Here is a 14,467-nt window from a genome sequence, read left to right as displayed (position 1 = left end):
TTTCCGGAATGCTCGGGACAGTTCTCAGCCATACCCCAGCATGGCGCGACCGCCCGGCGCGAGCCACGCAAATATCCTATCTCATGGATAGAGAATTATTCGTGGAACCGGTCAGGCGTGAGGGCGCTCGCAGTCCAGCCTGAACGTTTCCGGCAGGCTGCGCTCGAAGGTCTTGGTCATCCCCGACATCTTGGCGGCGCGGGCGAAGGCGATCTTGGCCAGGGCGGTCGGGTGCGGCGCGGCCTGCACGCGCGGACGGGCCCCGGCCTTGCGCATCACGCCGTTGGCGTACAGGACATTGGCGCGCATCAGGGCCGCCGGGGTCATGAATTCCACGCTCAGCGAGACGTTCAGCATCGGGCCGTTCTCGATCCGGTGCGGGGCGTTCTGGCTCCAGGTGACCATCTTGCCGGGCGTCAGGTCGAACACCTCGGCCTCGGCGTCCATATCGAGGCGGAACTCCAGCTGTTCGGCGGTTTCCTTCAGGATGACGCGTTCCAGCTGCTCGGCCCCGACGCAGGGTTCGGCGACGGGATAGACCCAGACCTTCTTCTGTCCGCGCAGCTGCCAGAGCGACACCAGCGGCACGTCGAGGTGGTAGAAGACCTGGGCGTTGGCCGAGGAGATCAGCATCCCCAGATCGCGCTTGAAGGTCTTGATCCCGGCATGGGCGCGCTTCTCGGTAAAGATCTCCTCCTCGAGCGCGGCGTACTCCGGCAGATAGTCGTTGGCGTGACGCAGGTTCAGCCAGATGCGCCCCTCTTGCGCCGCGCGCAGCAGTTCCTCGCCCGACAGATCGCCCGCCGAACCGCGCCGCCAGCTCTGCCAGTCGACCGGGTCGTGGCCCATGGTGAAGACGCCCAGCTTGTCGCGCGGATAGCGGTCCAGCAGGGAGATCAGGCCCTCGTCATTGAACATCGGCCGCTCGTGCAGGCCGTGATCGAAGCCGAGGTTGGCCTTCGTCAGTTGCGCGGCCTTTTCGGCGGTCCAGTCGGTGATGATGGTCATTCGCCCGCTCCGGTGTTGGAGCCCAGCGACCGGCGGCGCGTGGCGGACACGGCCTCCATCAGCCCCTGCACCCGGCCGCGCATCGACGGATCGGCGGTGGCGATATGGTCCAGACGACGGCGTACCTTGTCGACGGCCGAAGAGCGTCCGAGCGGCCCCAGTGTCCAGGCGGCCTCCTCGGCGCGCTTGAAGGTCCCGCCGGGCGCGGAATGGAAGCCCGAACCGACCGTGCTGATGGTCGGGGCGAAGGGGCGCTTGTAGTGGTCATGGCCGCAGCCCAGGTCATAGACCTCCAGCCCCAGCTCCGGCATGGCGCGGATGGCCTGGTCGAGGAAGGTCTGGCCGGGCGAGAAGGCCGCCATCTCCGGCGACATCGAGGCGATCCAGGGGTGATAGACCCCGCCCTCGCGCACCCCGAAATGCCCGCCGACCAGGGTATCGCCGGCATAGAGCGACAGCAGCAGGCCGGTCATCGGCCCGGTGCGCCGCTCGAACAGCGTCTGCATCAGCTCGCCGGCCCATTGCGGGCGCAGCACGTCCTGAACCCCGGTGCGGTGGAACTGATCGCTCTTCCATTCCATCACGGCGTTGAACGCGTCCTGCGAGGTATCGGCGCGGATCGCCAGCGGCCCGACCTCGGCCAGACGGTGGGCCAGACGGCGGTAGTTCTTGAATTTCTTGGGACTGGCGGCGCGAACGGCCTCCAGATAGTCGTCCGGCGTGCCGGTCAATTCGATGGCGAAGGCCTCGACGGGCGTCTCGGTCGCCGGGAACAGGCCGTGCGGATCGATCAGACCGTTGTGGCGGAAGGCCTTGAGACCGGCCAGGGCGATGATCTGGCCGGGCTTCAGCCCTGTGTCGGCGGTCGAGACTACGCCGTGATAATCGCTGAACGGCGCCCCGAGGGGCCGGCCGAAGCCGCCCGGTCGCTGGTGGAAGCCGAAGAAGGCGACCCTCTCCCCGTCCCGGCTGACCATGGCCACCCGGGCGTCGTCGCGGACCTTGCCCACGGCGCGGGCGAAGTGGGGGCTGAGCAGCGGACTGCGGAAGGCCGGCTCGGCGCGCTGGATCGCCGACCATGCGGCGGTGTCCGCAACCCTCAGCATGGAGGGGCGGAGGATCTCGACTTCGAAGGGCGTGGCTCGGACAGTCATTTTGACACACTCGCAAACGGCTCCGTTTCAGCCGTGCAATGCGTCTGCCAAACTGTCGCACCTCCCCCGGTGTCAGGGCTCCTGCGTCATTGGGGTCGCACCGACCATGGCGTAGCACTCCGCCCGCGTCGGACGGTCGCCCTCCAGCGCCCCATAGGCCGAGGCCACCGAGCAACGGTCCGCCGCGCTCAGCTTCCCTTCCCAGCGCTTGTCGTTGCAGTAGTTCATGATCGAGTCCGGGTCGTAATAGCTCTCGGCCTGATTGACCGCCTCGGGCGTCTGGGTCCGGGCCAGGCAGTTGGGCGCGCGCGGGCTGACGTGGTCGTGCGAGAAGCCCAGCGCATGCCCCAGCTCGTGCAGGGAGTCGGCGTAGAAGCATTTGAACTCGCCCAGCGTCCCCCGCGGCCCGCACAGCCGGTTTGTGACCAGATATTCGGCGTTCAGGGTGATCTCCCCGCCGTTCAGCAGGCTGCGGCCCAGATGGCTGGACGAGGCGAACATCTCGGGGTCGTGGACGATGCGGATCGGCACGGCGCGGCCGCCGTCTCCGCCCGTAGCGCAGTCGTCGGCGATATGGAAATGCACGTCGGCGGCGCCCTCCCAGGTCGCGGCGGCCGAACGGACCTGCTCGCGCGCCCAGTCGTCCTCGGCCTGCGGCGCCTCGAAGCACATGGGCACGATGCCGCCGTCCCAGGTGTCGCTCTGCGGCGGCGGCGCGGCCATGACCATCGGCGGCGGCGGCGGCGGCGGGGCCACATAGGGCGGAGGCAGAGGCGGCGGCGGCGTGACCTGTGTCGCGCAACCGGCCAGCAGGCCGATCGCCAGAAGAGCCGTGATCCGGCGCAACAGGCTCATACCCAACGGGTCTCGGTCAGGGTCAGCACGACCTCCAGCGACAGCCCTTCCGTATTCGCCCGCTGGACCGTCGGTGTCAGATCCTCGGCGTCGACGGTGACCACCACCGGCCCCGCATCGCGCGCCAACAGGTTCAGGATCTCGGTCCCGAACTGGAAGCTGACCCCATAATCGTCGCCGGTCGTGTGGTCGTGGACCATGCCGGGCATCGAATGGTCCATGCCGCCCATGGGTCCGACGTGGACAAAGGTCGGCGACGACCCCAGCGCCAGTTTCCGCTCGCCCGCCAGGATGTCGATGTTCAGACAGCGGTCCAGCAGCCGCTCGTCCCGCTTGTAGGTCGCCTGCCCCACGCCCTGGATCAGCAGGGTGTCGTCTGCGGCGCGCAGCCGGGCGGCGATGTCCGCCGGGATCGTCACCGACATCTTCGTCTGGCCGGGCTCGCAGGCCGCCTTCAGAGTGACCGAGGTCTGGCCGATCGGCTCCTGCCGGGTCGCCCCGGCCGGTCCGTTGCTGGCCACATTGAACACCGGGAAGGGATAGAGCCGGTCATAGCTGTAGCCGAGCGACCGGGTCTCGACGATCGCGCCCGGCGTCCAGGTCCCCGTGTCCTCGCCGTTGGCCCCGACATAGCCGGTCAGCGGAACCTTGCTCCAGTCACTGGGGTACACGGGCTTGGCCAGATTGTGCCAGGTCGCCCAGACCCGGTCGATATTGCAGTGGTGCAGCCAGAAGACCGCATCCGCCGCCGCCGTCTCGGTCCGGCCCATCAGACCGCCGACCAGCACGTGGATATGGTTGTGGCCATAGGCCTCGACCGCCCCGGCCGAGCGCGGCAGGCCGGCAAAGACCTCGAAACTGTCGGACGCCAGCCGCGCCACATTGCGCGAGGTCGCCCAGCGCGCCTTGGCGAAGTCCATGGTGTTGGCGTTGGGCCCGCGCTGACGCTCGTACAGCGGCGAACCGGGCGTCGTCACCCAGGTCGGCAGGAAGCGGTCCTCCTGCCAGTCCCAGTACGGCAGGGCGAAGGTCGTATGGCCGGTCAGCCGGGCGATGATCCGCTCCAGATGGGCCAGCTCCAGCCGGTGCCAGGGCAGGAACAGGCCGCTGCCGTGCTGGGCCTTTTCGCGGTGCAGCCGGGTCTGGCGCGCCCACGACCGGTTGTCGGTGCGCCGCTTCATCGCCGCCACCCCGTCGCGGAAGGCGACCAGATCGTCCGAATTCGGCGACAGGGTCGAGGCGCCTTTGCGCACCCGTCCGGTCTGAGCCCAGGCCGGCAGGGCGGTCGCCGCCGCGATGGCCGCGCCCGCCCCCGCAAGCGCCTGACGTCTGTCGATGGTCATGGTCAGCCCCCCGGCCGATCGTTCGTGCTTAACGACAGTCCAGCAAACGCCGGTCTGTGTCCAGCGGCCTAACCGATCCGGCGAGTGAGATCAGGCCTTTAGCCTCAATCCTCGCCCTTCTGCACCGGCTTCTGGCCGGGGAAGCGCAGGGCGTGGAGCCCCTCATAGGCGTCGCGGACGGTCTGGCGCGGCTGGTCGGCGCCCAGCTGGGCGATCTGGGCGACCCAGACGTCCGACAGCTGCTGCACGGTGGAGGTCACCCAGCCCGGCGCCTGCTGCCGCGACCAGTTCTGGATCGAGGCGGCGTTGAAGACGAGCAGGAAGACGGTGACCAGCAGGATCACATGGCTGGTCCAGCGCCGGTCGCGCGCGGCGACCCCCTCCTCGTCCGGCGGCGGCCCCGGCGGAAAGGCGAACCGCCCCAGAGCGGCCAGAGGCTCGGGAACCAGCGGATGACGCGTCGGCAGGTCGTGCGGGTTCGCCGTCTCGATCCAGTCGCTGGGCGGATCGGCCGGGACCTCCCCGTCCAGCGGCGGGAAGGGCGAGGCGCCGGTCGCCGCTGGAAACGGCTCGACGGGCGGGTCTTCAGGATGATCAGTCATCGCTCTCGAACCTCCCTCAGAACTGGAAATAGATGAAGGGGGCGACGCCGTCCGGCCGCACCGCCTCGACCAGCAGGATGGCGACCCCGATCAGCACCGCGGCCGTCAGGGCCGGGGCCGGCTTCAGCCGCTCGGCGACGCCCTCGACCATGCGCGGCGGCAGCCAGTGCATGGCCAGCCCGCCGACGATCAGCAGCAGCAGGAAGGGCGTGGTCAGCAGCACCGGCCCGGCGCGGCCCAACCCTTCCAGCACATCCATGGCCATGCCGAAGCTCTCGGCCCGGAACGGGATCCAGCCCAGACAGACGATGTGGAAGGTGATCAGCACCCCCAGCCAATGTGGGACCACCTTCTTCTCGCCGAACACCGAACGCCCCAGCCGCTCCACCACCTGGGCCGCGCCGTGCAGACCGCCCCAGGCCACGAAGGTCCAGGCCGCCCCGTGCCACAGCCCACCCAACAGCATGGTGATCATGACGTTGACGCAGGACATGACCAGCCCCTTCCGGCCCCCGCCCAGCGGCACATAGAGATAGTCCCTCAACCAACTCGACAGGCTGATGTGCCAGCGCCGCCAGAAGGACTGCATCGAGTTGGCCCGGTACGGCTGGTCGAAATTGCGCGGGAAGGAATAGCCCAGCAGGGCCGCGATCCCGATCGCCATGTCCGAATAGGCCGAGAAGTCGCAATAGATCTGGACCGCATAGCCATAGACGGCCGCGGCGATATCCAGCCCCGAATGGGCCGAAGGGTCGAAGAAGACCGGATCGACCAGCCGGATCGACAGCTCGGACGCGATGACCGTCTTCTTGAACAGGCCCCAGGCGATCAGCAGGAAGCCGTGGATCGCCATCTCCTTCGTCAGACGCGGCACGCGGTCGAACTGCGGCAGGAGGTCCGAGGCCCGCACTATCGGCCCGGCGACCAGATGCGGGAAGAAGCTCATCAGCAGCATGACGTCGAGCAGCGACTTGGCCGCCGGCGTCCGGCCCCGATTCACATCGACGACATAGCTGATGCCCTGGAAGGTGAAGAAGCTGATGCCCACCGGCAGGACCACCTGCAGCAGGGGCAGGTCCCGCTCCCAGCCGAACCGCGTCAGCAGCTCGCCCATCTGCACGGCGAAGAAGCCGTAGTATTTGAAGAAGCCGAGGATCAGCAGATTGGCCGCGACGCCCAGCCCGACCAGCCAGGCCGTGCCGATGCGGCGGCCCTCGCCGTCGACGGGCTTCCTCGCGATCATCGCCGCGATCGCCCAGTTCAGCACCGCCGAGCCGATCAGCAGGCCGACGAAACGCCAGTCCCACTGGGCGTAGAAGAACCAGCTGGCCAGCAGCAGGAACAGCTTGCGCCGCCCGTTCTCCCGGTCCAGCGACCAGGAGACGAAATAGACGAACAGGAAGAAGACGCCGAAGGCGAGGGTCGGGAACAGCATCTAGCGACCGCCCCCACGATACCAATTCCGCCCCGCCGTCATCAGGTCCTCGTACAGAAGGCCGCCGATCCAGTCGGCCCCGGCCTGGGTGAAATGCACATGGTCCCCGCGCATCATCGGGTCCTCGCCGTTCGCGCCCGGCAGAGTCAGGCGGAAGGCCGAACAGTCGCCGCCCATCCGGCCGCGCCAATCCCAGTAGGCGACGTTCAGACTGGCCGCGACGCGCTGCTGGATGTCGCGCACCACCGCCAGCATGGCCGGCGAACGCCAGCGGGCCTCGGCGTCGCCGGGACAGCTTCCCCCGCCCTCCCCGCGCTGGGCCTCGGGCGCGCCCAGGATCAGCAGAGCCGCGCGCGGAGCCTCGGCGCGCAGCCGGGCGATCTCGGACCGCAGCAGTCGTTCGTAGGCGGCGGCATCGAGCGTGTCGTCGAAGCCCTCATTGACCCCGTACTCCAGCACGATCAGATCGACAGGCGCGTCCAGCACCGGCAGCGGGTGGTTGGCCAGATCGGTCAGGGTCACGCCCACGACGCCGATGGGCTCGATGCGGATGTCGCGGGCGGGAAACCGGCCCTTGAGCCGCATCTCCAGCGATCCGGTGATCAGCCGGCCCGCCGTATGGCTGTCGCCGAACTGGACGATGCGCACCACCCCGCCCCAGCGCCCATCCAGCGCCCGGAACAGAGGCGTCAGGGCCTCGGCCTGGCACAGACCATCGGGACAGGACCGGCTCGGCGGCGACGGCAGGGGCGTCCACGGCCGTTCCTGCGCCACGGCAAAGCCAGGACTCGCGACGAGCGCAGCCGCTGACAGGACCGGAGCCAGGGTTGAGGCGCGGATCACGCCCCGGCGCCGCCCGCGCTCGCCTGGGCAGGAGCCTGCACCGCGCCTTGCGGCGAGGCCAGACCGGCGTCGGCCCTCAGCCGCTCGACCACCGGCTCGCTGATCCGCAGATAGCCGGCCATCGACATGTGGATGCCGTCGTTGGCCCGCATCAGCTGGCGACGGCCGCTGTCGTGGGCGGTCAGATAGGCGTCGTAATCGCCGTCGGCGTCCGAGGTCAGGGCGACGGTCGAAATATAAGGCACGTTCAGCGCCTTCATATGCGCCGAGACCACGTCGTTGATGATGGTCATCCGGGCGTCGAAGCTCTCGCGCTTCATCTTGGGCAGGCCGACCCAGTAGACGGCGACGTCGCGGCTGCGCAGCAAGGCCACCAGATCGTCGACCCGCTTGCCATAGGCCGCCTTCCAGCCCTCGGAGCCGAAGGCGTGAATCTGGCCGTCCAGGCTGATGCCCTGGGCGTCATTGGTGCCGAACAGGATGACGGCGACGTCCACGGGCGTCTCGGCGATCTGGCGCTCGGTCTTGGCCTGGATGTCGACGTAGTCGTAGCGCGACAGGCCGGTGGAGACCTCAGAGAACTTGGTCACGGTCACGCCCGGCGTGCCGTTGAGGTCGCGGTAGAGCCCGGCCCACAGGCCGTCACCCATCGAGTCCCCAAAGACGCCGACGCGCAGCTTGCCGCTGGCCATCCGCACCTTCAGCGGCGTGATGGCGGGACCGGTAGAGACATTGGCCACGGGCTGAACGGCGGCCGAGACCGGCTCAGGCCCCGCCGAGGCGTTGGCGGTCGAGCCGAACAGCAGGGTCGGATGCTGCAGCCAATTGCGACCGTCGGGGGTCAGCACCAGGCCGATGCCCACGCCGACCAGAAGCGCCGCCGTCAAGGAATTGATGTTCGCCCGCACGCCCCACCCGCACGTTTACTGACCGAACAGCCATAACCGATCCCCGGATCGCCGCCCACCGCCTGCGCGTCGCGAGCGAAGAAAAAGGTTAACTGTGGCGTCCGGAACTTTCGGTCCGGCGCCGGGATCGCAGACGGAGCATGAAGGAAGCGGCGTCGACCGGACCTTGAGCCAGCATGGTCGGCGTCCGTGCTAGTCTTTCAATCGGGCGGAACGGACGCGCCGCACAGAGCCGATCTGGCAGGATTTGGCAACCTGTCCGTATGTTTTTGCCGACTGACACTGCCATTCCGGGTTTGGCGGTGTTTGGCGGTGTGGCGGTGTTTTTTGCGAGCAGGACCGCCATTCCTCCGACGGCTCCGGCGGGCTACGATCCGGCTTGCGAAGCGGTTCGGGTCGGACTATTCACCGGCTCAAGAAATATTCATCAAAGAGTGAAAAAGGGAAGCGTATGGGGAAGATCGTCGCTGACGCGAAGGCGGCCCTCGAGGGCGTGGCCTTCGACGGCATGACCGTCATGTCCGGAGGCTTCGGCCTGTGCGGCATTCCGGAGAACCTGATCGCCGCCCTGCGCGACAGCGGGGTCAAGGGCCTGACCGTCATCTCCAACAATGCGGGCGTGGACGGCTTCGGCCTCGGCCAGCTGCTGGAGACCCGCCAGATCGCCAAGATGATCTCGTCCTACGTCGGCGAGAACAAGGAGTTCGAGCGCCAGTATCTCGCCGGGGAGCTGCAGCTGGAATTCAACCCGCAAGGGACGCTCGCCGAGCGCATCCGCGCGGGCGGCGCGGGCATCCCCGCCTTCTTCACCGCCACCGGCGTCGGCACCCTGGTCGCCGAGGGCAAGGAGGTCCGCAACTTCGACGGCCGCGACTATGTCATGGAGACCGGCCTTGTCGCCGACCTGGCCATCGTCAAGGCGTGGAAGGCCGACGAGCGCGGCAACCTCGTCTTCCGCAAGACCGCCCGCAACTTCAACCCGATGATGGCCACCGCCGGCAAGGTGACCCTGGTCGAGGTCGAGGAGATCGTCCCGACCGGTTCGCTCGATCCGGACCAGATCCACACCCCCGGCATCTACGTCGACCGCCTGTTCAAGGGCAGCTTCGAAAAGCGCATCGAACAGCGCACCGTCCGTCAGAAAGAGGTCGCATAATCATGGCCCGCACCCGCGAACAACTGGCCGAACGCGCCGCGAAAGAGCTGCAGGACGGCTTCTATGTGAACCTGGGCATCGGCATCCCGACCCTGGTCGCCAACTACATTCCCGAAGGCATGGAGGTCACCCTTCAGTCCGAGAACGGCATGCTGGGCATGGGCCCCTTCCCGTGGGCGGGTGAGGAAGACCCCGACCTGATCAACGCCGGCAAGCAGACCATCACCGAGATCCCGGAGAGCGCCTACTTCAGCTCGGCCGACAGCTTCGCCATGATCCGAGGCGGCCATATCAACCTGTCGATCCTGGGGGCCATGGAGGTCGCCGAGAACGGCGACATCGCCAACTGGATGATCCCCGGCAAGCTGGTGAAGGGTATGGGCGGCGCCATGGATCTGGTCGCGGGCGTCAAGCGGGTGGTTGTGGTCATGGATCACGCCAACAAGCACGGCGAAAGCAAGGTCCTGAAGGCCTGCACCCTTCCCCTGACGGGCACGGGTGTGGTCAGCCGCATCATCACCGACCTGGCCGTCTTCGACGTCAAGCCGGACGGCGCCGGGCTGGAGCTGATCGAACTGGCCGACGGCGTGACCCTCGACGAGGTCGCGGCCAGGACCCAGGCGGCCTATACCGTCTCGCCTTCCCTCACGTAAGCGTTCCTTCGCCTAACCGCCTGACGTTTAACCAAATCTCGCAACCGGCACGCGATCCCGCTTGGCAAACGAGCCGTTCCCTGACGATAGTGGTTAAGAGTGAGGGGCGGCATGTCGGCAACCAATACGCATCGAATCTGGCCGGGCCTGCCCGCTCCGGATGAGGCGCGCGTGGCCCAGCTCTCGCCCGAGGCCGTCTCCGACGGCTTCGGCGAGGACGCCCGCAAGGGGCTCGCCGCCCTCGCCGACCGGGTCCGGGCCGAGATGCGCAGCGGCGAGCTGACCGAGGCCCTGGCCGTGATCCACCATCTGCGCGCCGGTCTGGAGAGCCTGAACCCGGCCGATCTTGAGCCCCGCAAGGGCCTCGGCGGCCTGTTCGACAGCCGCAAGCGCCGCCTCAAGGCCTTCCGCGACCGCTTCGCCGAGGTGACCCGCACCCTGGCCGAATCCCTCGACGACCTTCAGGTCCGGGTCGGAGCCGTGGCCCGCCGCTCGGGCGTGCTGGAGCAGCTCTGGACCGACATCCGCCACGGCGTGCTCGAGATGGACGACTTCGTCGCCGCCTGCCTGAGGAAGATCGCCCCGGTCCCGACGCCCGAACCCGGCGCCGAACCGGCCCTGCATCCGGTGCATCAGCGCGGCCACCGCCTCGCCGACGCCCGCGACGCCGGGGTCCGCCTCCTGCCCCAGGTCCGCGTGGGCCAGAACGCCGACGGCCAGGCCGCCCGACGCCTCAAGATGGCCTGCGACGCCATGATCGAATGGCACCACGAATGGGCCGACAACCTCGGGGTCCGGGCCCTGGGCGTCAAAGGCCCGAAGAAGGCGAAGAAGGTCGCGCCCGATCAGGCCCGGCTGACGACCTCGCGCCAGACGGTGCTGGCCATGCTGGACGCCGCCGCCCGCGAGGTCGAGACCGCCCGCCAGCGCCGCGTCGAGGCCGACGGCCGCATCGAGGCGGCCCGCAAGGCGATCTGACTATCGGGCGGCCGGGGCCGCAACGGCCGCCGGAGCGCTGTTCGCGGTCCAGTCCACGATCTGGTTGTCCAGATCCCGCGAGGCGATGTCGAAGGCGTCGACGATGGCCGAGACCCGGTTCTCCCGCGCCGGCTGGGACACCGTGAAGACCTCCTCGCTGGTCACCGACCGCTCGGGCAGGACCGTCAACCGGGCCCGGGCCGTGATCACCACCGTCGGGGTCGCGCCCGGAGCGTCGTACCGAGCCTCGAACTTCGTGACGTCGATGCTCAGGACCCGGGTCGCCACGCCCGGCTCGCGCCGCCCGATCAGCCGCACCTTCGGATGGGCGTTGAAGGCCTCTTCCAGGGCGTCGTTGAACAGGATCTCGGCCGGAGACACCCAGCGCGCGCCCTTGATGTACGCCGCTTCCGTCCCCGTGACGCCGAGGATACGGTCGCCCTTGGACGCCTCGGGGAAGTCGATGCGGCGCAGAGCCACCGGGATCGGCGCCGTCGCCCCCGGCGCAGCAGCGGCCGGCTCCGCCCCCGTCCCGCCGAAGCGATAGAGCTGCACCGGCTTGGGCGAGGACAGGAGGGCGCAGCCTGACGCCGCAAGGGCGAGACCGGCGATGGCGAGGATACGGATCGGGGAACCGGTCACGGCTGGACCTCCATTTCCTTGGATGCGGGACGGCCGATGAAGTCGCGCGGGCTGGCGCGGACGTCGTCGATCAGGCTCTGCAGCGAGGCCGTGGCCTCGTTCAGCTCCTCAATGGTCTGGGTCAGCTGCGGCAGGCCCGTGGTCGAGAACTCGCCCAGCGGCCGCTCCAGAGCATTGGCCGACCGGTTGATCGAGGCGATGGCCGCGCGCGCGTCCTCGGTCGCCTTGTTGATGTTGGCGATGGCCTGACGACCGTCTCCGTTGACCACCGTGCGGGCGTCGACCGCCAGCTCACGGTACTCCTCGACCGCGGCGTTGGCCTTGGCCAAGGCGTCCTCAAGCTCCTTGAACATCCCCTTGCGGGCCTCGAGCTCGGTCGACAGGGCCTCGATGTTCTTCAGGCTGGTGGAGAAGGAACGGATGTTGTCGTCGGACATGACCCGGTTGATCCGGTTCAGGGCGTCGACCGTCTGGGCCAGCACCGTGCCCGAGCCCGACAGCAGCTCGGCGATCGGCGACGGCTGGCTCTGGATCACCGGCACCACGTTCTCGGGATACTGGCTCTTGAGCAGGGCGCTGCCCTCGGTCCCGGCGGTGATCTGGATGTAGTTCAGGCCAGTGATGCCCTGCGGCTCCAGCTGGGCGCGCGAGGAGACTCGGACCGGGGTGGTGCCGTTCAGGCGCACGCGGGCGATGACCTGATCGCCCTTCTTGGGGTCGAGGTTCAGGTCGGTGACCTCGCCCACGCGGATGCCGTTGAAGTGGACCTCGCCGCCCTCCGACAGACCGCGCACCGGCCCGTAGAAGACGATGTCGTAGACGTCGTAGTCCTTGTTGAACTGGAGGCGCGCCATCCAGATCGTGAACAGCGCCAGGGCCAGCAACAGGAAGACCGTTGCGATGCCGACGGCGGCGTAGTGTGCGTCTCTTTCCATAGTCGTCCGCTCTCCTCAGGCGGCTTTGGTCGCAGCGCGTCCGCGCGGCCCCAGGAAGTATTCCTTGATCCACGGATGATCGGAACGCTCCAGTTCCTGAACCGTGGCCTTAGCGACGATCCCCTTGTCGGCCAGCACCGCGACCTTGTCGCAGATGGCGTAAAGGCTATCGAGGTCGTGTGTGATCATGAAGACGGTCAGCCCCAGGTCGTCCGACAGGGTGCGGATCAGCTCGTCGAAGGCCGCCGCGCCGATGGGGTCCAGCCCCGCTGTCGGCTCGTCCAGGAACAGCAGCTCGGGATCAAGGGCCAGGGCGCGGGCCAGACCGACGCGCTTGCGCATCCCGCCCGACAGCTCGGCCGGCTTCTGGTGGTGCGACTCCGGCCTGAGCCCGACCATGGCGATCTTCATCTCGGCCAGCTCGCGGATGGTCTCGCGCGGCAGCTTCGTATGCTCCACCAGCGGCGAGGCCACGTTATCGAGCACGCTCAGCGACGAGAACAGCGCGCCCTGCTGGAACAGGGTCCCGGTGCGCCGCTCGATATCGGCCGACTGTTCGGACGTCAGGTCCGAGGTGTCGTGGCCGAAGATGCGGATCGTGCCGCCGTCGGGCTCCTTGAGCCCGATGATGGTGTTCAGCAGCACCGTCTTGCCGGTGCCGGAGCCGCCGACCACGCCGAGGACCTCGCCGCGCTGGACGTCGAGGTTCAGGCCGTCATGGATGACCTGATCGCCGAACTGGCTGACCAGACCACGCACCTCGATAAGGTTGTCGGGCGTCTTGTCGTTCGCGGGGATTTCCGCTTCGGGAGTCTTCGCCTTGGTCACAGGTTCAGCTCCAGGAAGATCAGGGCGAAGACGGCGTCCAGCAGGATGATGGCGAAGATGGCCTGAACCACGGCCGCGGTGACCCGCCGGCCGAGGCTTTCGACGTCGCCGGCGACCGCCATCCCCTGCCGGCAGCCGATGGCGGCGATGACGATGGCGAAGACCGGCGCCTTGACCATGCCGACGAACAGATGGGTCGCCATCGTATTGTCCTGGCCCAGCTGCTGGATGAAGAAGGCGGGGCCGTAGCCGAGCTGGCTCCAGGTCACCAGCATGCCGCCCAGCAAGCCGGTCAGGATGCCAACGAAGGTCAACAGCGGCATCATCACCAGCATGGCGGCCAGACGCGGAATGACCAGCGCCTGGAACGGATTGACGCCCATGACCTGCATGGCGTCGACTTCCTGGTTCATCCGCATCGAACCGATCTCGGCCGCGAACGACGAGGACGACCGACCGGCCAGCAGGATGGCGGTGATCAGGACCGCCAGCTCACGCAGGGTCGCGACGGCGACCAGTTGCACTGTGAACACCCCCGCCCCGAACTGGGTCAGCAGGTTCGCGCCCAGGAAGGCGATGACGGCGCCGATGAAGAAGTTGGTCACGGCGATGATCGGAATGGCGTCCAGACCCGCGCGCTCACCCTGACTGAACCAGGCCGGCCAGCGAATATCCGACGGATGCCGCACCGCCGTGCCCGAGGCGGTGATCAGACGGCCCAGGAAGGCCATCGACAGGATCATTTCGCCACCGATGTCGTACACGCCCTGGCCGATCTTGGCGAAGGTGCGCGTCAGGGGATCGGGCCTGCGCGGCGGCGGGGCGCTTTCACGCTCCAGCTTCTCGACCATCGTATAAATGCGCCCGGCCTCGGGCCGTGAGGACCAGGCCTCGGCCGGCAGGGACTTGTTCGTCGCCTGAACGATGATCAGGGCGCCGGCGGTGTCGAAGCGGCCCAGATCCGAGATGTCGATGCGCGAGACCGTACGACCGGACAGCTGGTCGCTGAGCCGGCGCGCCGCCTGACCCAGACCGCCCGTGGTCCAGTCGCCGGTGAGGCGCAGAACCGCGCTGTCGCCACCCGACTCATCGATCTGGAAATCCGCTGCGCTCATCCCCTCCCCTTT

Annotated in this window: 15 protein-coding genes; 3 read left to right on the top strand and 12 right to left on the bottom strand. The window is 68.1% G+C overall.

Translation table 11 applies throughout. From position 1 onward, the window contains the following. Positions 1 to 111: 111 nt before the first annotated feature. The 8 genes from AC1ROD_RS06785 to AC1ROD_RS06750 form a co-directional block, all read right to left on the bottom strand. On the bottom strand, positions 112 to 1,008 hold the full coding sequence (locus AC1ROD_RS06785; RefSeq protein ID WP_492947480.1) for a hypothetical protein: 897 nt from the start codon (positions 1,006 to 1,008) through the stop codon (positions 112 to 114). Continuing rightward, positions 1,005 to 2,162, bottom strand: a complete 1,158-nt coding sequence (locus AC1ROD_RS06780; protein WP_492947479.1) for a GNAT family N-acetyltransferase — start codon at positions 2,160 to 2,162, stop codon at positions 1,005 to 1,007. The genes AC1ROD_RS06785 and AC1ROD_RS06780 overlap by 4 nt, the downstream gene beginning before the upstream one ends. 72 nt (positions 2,163 to 2,234) lie before the next feature. Beyond that, positions 2,235 to 3,017, bottom strand: coding sequence for a zinc metalloprotease (locus AC1ROD_RS06775; protein WP_492947478.1), 783 nt, complete (start codon positions 3,015 to 3,017; stop codon positions 2,235 to 2,237). After that, entirely contained in the window at positions 3,014 to 4,360 is a 1,347-nt protein-coding gene (locus AC1ROD_RS06770; protein WP_492947477.1) for a tyrosinase family protein, read from the bottom strand. Before AC1ROD_RS06770 ends, AC1ROD_RS06775 begins: the two co-directional genes overlap by 4 nt. A 104-nt stretch (positions 4,361 to 4,464) precedes the next feature. Next, positions 4,465 to 4,962, bottom strand: a complete 498-nt coding sequence (locus tag AC1ROD_RS06765) for a hypothetical protein (RefSeq protein ID WP_492947476.1) — start codon at positions 4,960 to 4,962, stop codon at positions 4,465 to 4,467. 16 nt (positions 4,963 to 4,978) lie between these two features. Then, positions 4,979 to 6,397, bottom strand: a complete 1,419-nt coding sequence (locus AC1ROD_RS06760; RefSeq protein ID WP_492947475.1) for an MBOAT family O-acyltransferase — start codon at positions 6,395 to 6,397, stop codon at positions 4,979 to 4,981. Next, positions 6,398 to 7,240, bottom strand: coding sequence for a GDSL-type esterase/lipase family protein (locus tag AC1ROD_RS06755; RefSeq protein ID WP_492947474.1), 843 nt, complete (start codon positions 7,238 to 7,240; stop codon positions 6,398 to 6,400). After that, complete coding sequence (locus tag AC1ROD_RS06750) at positions 7,237 to 8,127, bottom strand: SGNH/GDSL hydrolase family protein (RefSeq protein ID WP_492947473.1); 891 nt, start codon at positions 8,125 to 8,127, stop codon at positions 7,237 to 7,239. The genes AC1ROD_RS06755 and AC1ROD_RS06750 overlap by 4 nt, the downstream gene beginning before the upstream one ends. 472 nt (positions 8,128 to 8,599) lie before the next feature. Here AC1ROD_RS06750 and AC1ROD_RS06745 point away from each other — a divergent pair, with 472 nt between their 5' ends. From AC1ROD_RS06745 to AC1ROD_RS06735, 3 genes are all read left to right on the top strand, one after another. Next, on the top strand, positions 8,600 to 9,304 hold the full coding sequence (locus tag AC1ROD_RS06745) for a CoA transferase subunit A (RefSeq protein ID WP_492947472.1): 705 nt from the start codon (positions 8,600 to 8,602) through the stop codon (positions 9,302 to 9,304). A gap of 2 nt (positions 9,305 to 9,306) precedes the next feature. After that, a complete protein-coding gene (locus AC1ROD_RS06740) occupies positions 9,307 to 9,957 on the top strand; it encodes a 3-oxoacid CoA-transferase subunit B (RefSeq protein ID WP_492947471.1) in 651 nt (216 codons plus the stop codon). 111 nt (positions 9,958 to 10,068) lie between these two features. Further along, positions 10,069 to 10,935, top strand: coding sequence for a hypothetical protein (locus AC1ROD_RS06735; protein ID WP_492947470.1), 867 nt, complete (start codon positions 10,069 to 10,071; stop codon positions 10,933 to 10,935). On the opposite strand, the gene AC1ROD_RS06730 is transcribed toward AC1ROD_RS06735, so the two are convergent. The 4 genes from AC1ROD_RS06730 to AC1ROD_RS06715 are packed head-to-tail and all read right to left on the bottom strand — an operon-like array spanning position 10,936 to position 14,455. Then, a complete protein-coding gene (locus AC1ROD_RS06730; protein WP_492947469.1) occupies positions 10,936 to 11,577 on the bottom strand; it encodes an ABC-type transport auxiliary lipoprotein family protein in 642 nt (213 codons plus the stop codon). It lies immediately after the preceding gene. Continuing rightward, positions 11,574 to 12,512, bottom strand: coding sequence for an MlaD family protein (locus tag AC1ROD_RS06725; RefSeq protein ID WP_492947468.1), 939 nt, complete (start codon positions 12,510 to 12,512; stop codon positions 11,574 to 11,576). The genes AC1ROD_RS06730 and AC1ROD_RS06725 overlap by 4 nt, the downstream gene beginning before the upstream one ends. 15 nt (positions 12,513 to 12,527) lie before the next feature. Further along, positions 12,528 to 13,340, bottom strand: coding sequence for an ABC transporter ATP-binding protein (locus AC1ROD_RS06720; protein WP_492947467.1), 813 nt, complete (start codon positions 13,338 to 13,340; stop codon positions 12,528 to 12,530). Then, positions 13,337 to 14,455: an ABC transporter permease gene (locus AC1ROD_RS06715; RefSeq protein ID WP_492947466.1), complete on the bottom strand. Its 1,119-nt coding sequence runs from the start codon at positions 14,453 to 14,455 to the stop codon at positions 13,337 to 13,339. The genes AC1ROD_RS06720 and AC1ROD_RS06715 overlap by 4 nt, the downstream gene beginning before the upstream one ends. Between the last annotated feature and the right edge of the window lie 12 nt (positions 14,456 to 14,467).

It is taken from the genome of Brevundimonas sp. GW821-FHT12E07, from assembly GCF_058807035.1.
The sequence above is the reverse complement of the archived record's forward strand: the minus strand, read 5'-3'. Positions and strand labels throughout refer to the sequence as shown.

What these genes read in the sequence shown, in the direction of transcription:
- AC1ROD_RS06785 (WP_492947480.1), bottom strand. Translation starts at nt 1,008, where the DNA reads ATGACCATCATCACCGACTGGACCGCCGAAAAGGCCGCGCAACTGACG.
- AC1ROD_RS06780 (WP_492947479.1), bottom strand. Translation starts at nt 2,162, where the DNA reads ATGACTGTCCGAGCCACGCCCTTCGAAGTCGAGATCCTCCGCCCCTCC.
- AC1ROD_RS06775 (WP_492947478.1), bottom strand. Translation starts at nt 3,017, where the DNA reads ATGAGCCTGTTGCGCCGGATCACGGCTCTTCTGGCGATCGGCCTGCTG.
- AC1ROD_RS06770 (WP_492947477.1), bottom strand. Translation starts at nt 4,360, where the DNA reads ATGACCATCGACAGACGTCAGGCGCTTGCGGGGGCGGGCGCGGCCATC.
- AC1ROD_RS06765 (WP_492947476.1), bottom strand. Translation starts at nt 4,962, where the DNA reads ATGACTGATCATCCTGAAGACCCGCCCGTCGAGCCGTTTCCAGCGGCG.
- AC1ROD_RS06760 (WP_492947475.1), bottom strand. Translation starts at nt 6,397, where the DNA reads ATGCTGTTCCCGACCCTCGCCTTCGGCGTCTTCTTCCTGTTCGTCTAT.
- AC1ROD_RS06745 (WP_492947472.1), top strand. Translation starts at nt 8,600, where the DNA reads ATGGGGAAGATCGTCGCTGACGCGAAGGCGGCCCTCGAGGGCGTGGCC.
- AC1ROD_RS06740 (WP_492947471.1), top strand. Translation starts at nt 9,307, where the DNA reads ATGGCCCGCACCCGCGAACAACTGGCCGAACGCGCCGCGAAAGAGCTG.
- AC1ROD_RS06735 (WP_492947470.1), top strand. Translation starts at nt 10,069, where the DNA reads ATGTCGGCAACCAATACGCATCGAATCTGGCCGGGCCTGCCCGCTCCG.
- AC1ROD_RS06725 (WP_492947468.1), bottom strand. Translation starts at nt 12,512, where the DNA reads ATGGAAAGAGACGCACACTACGCCGCCGTCGGCATCGCAACGGTCTTC.
- AC1ROD_RS06715 (WP_492947466.1), bottom strand. Translation starts at nt 14,455, where the DNA reads ATGAGCGCAGCGGATTTCCAGATCGATGAGTCGGGTGGCGACAGCGCG.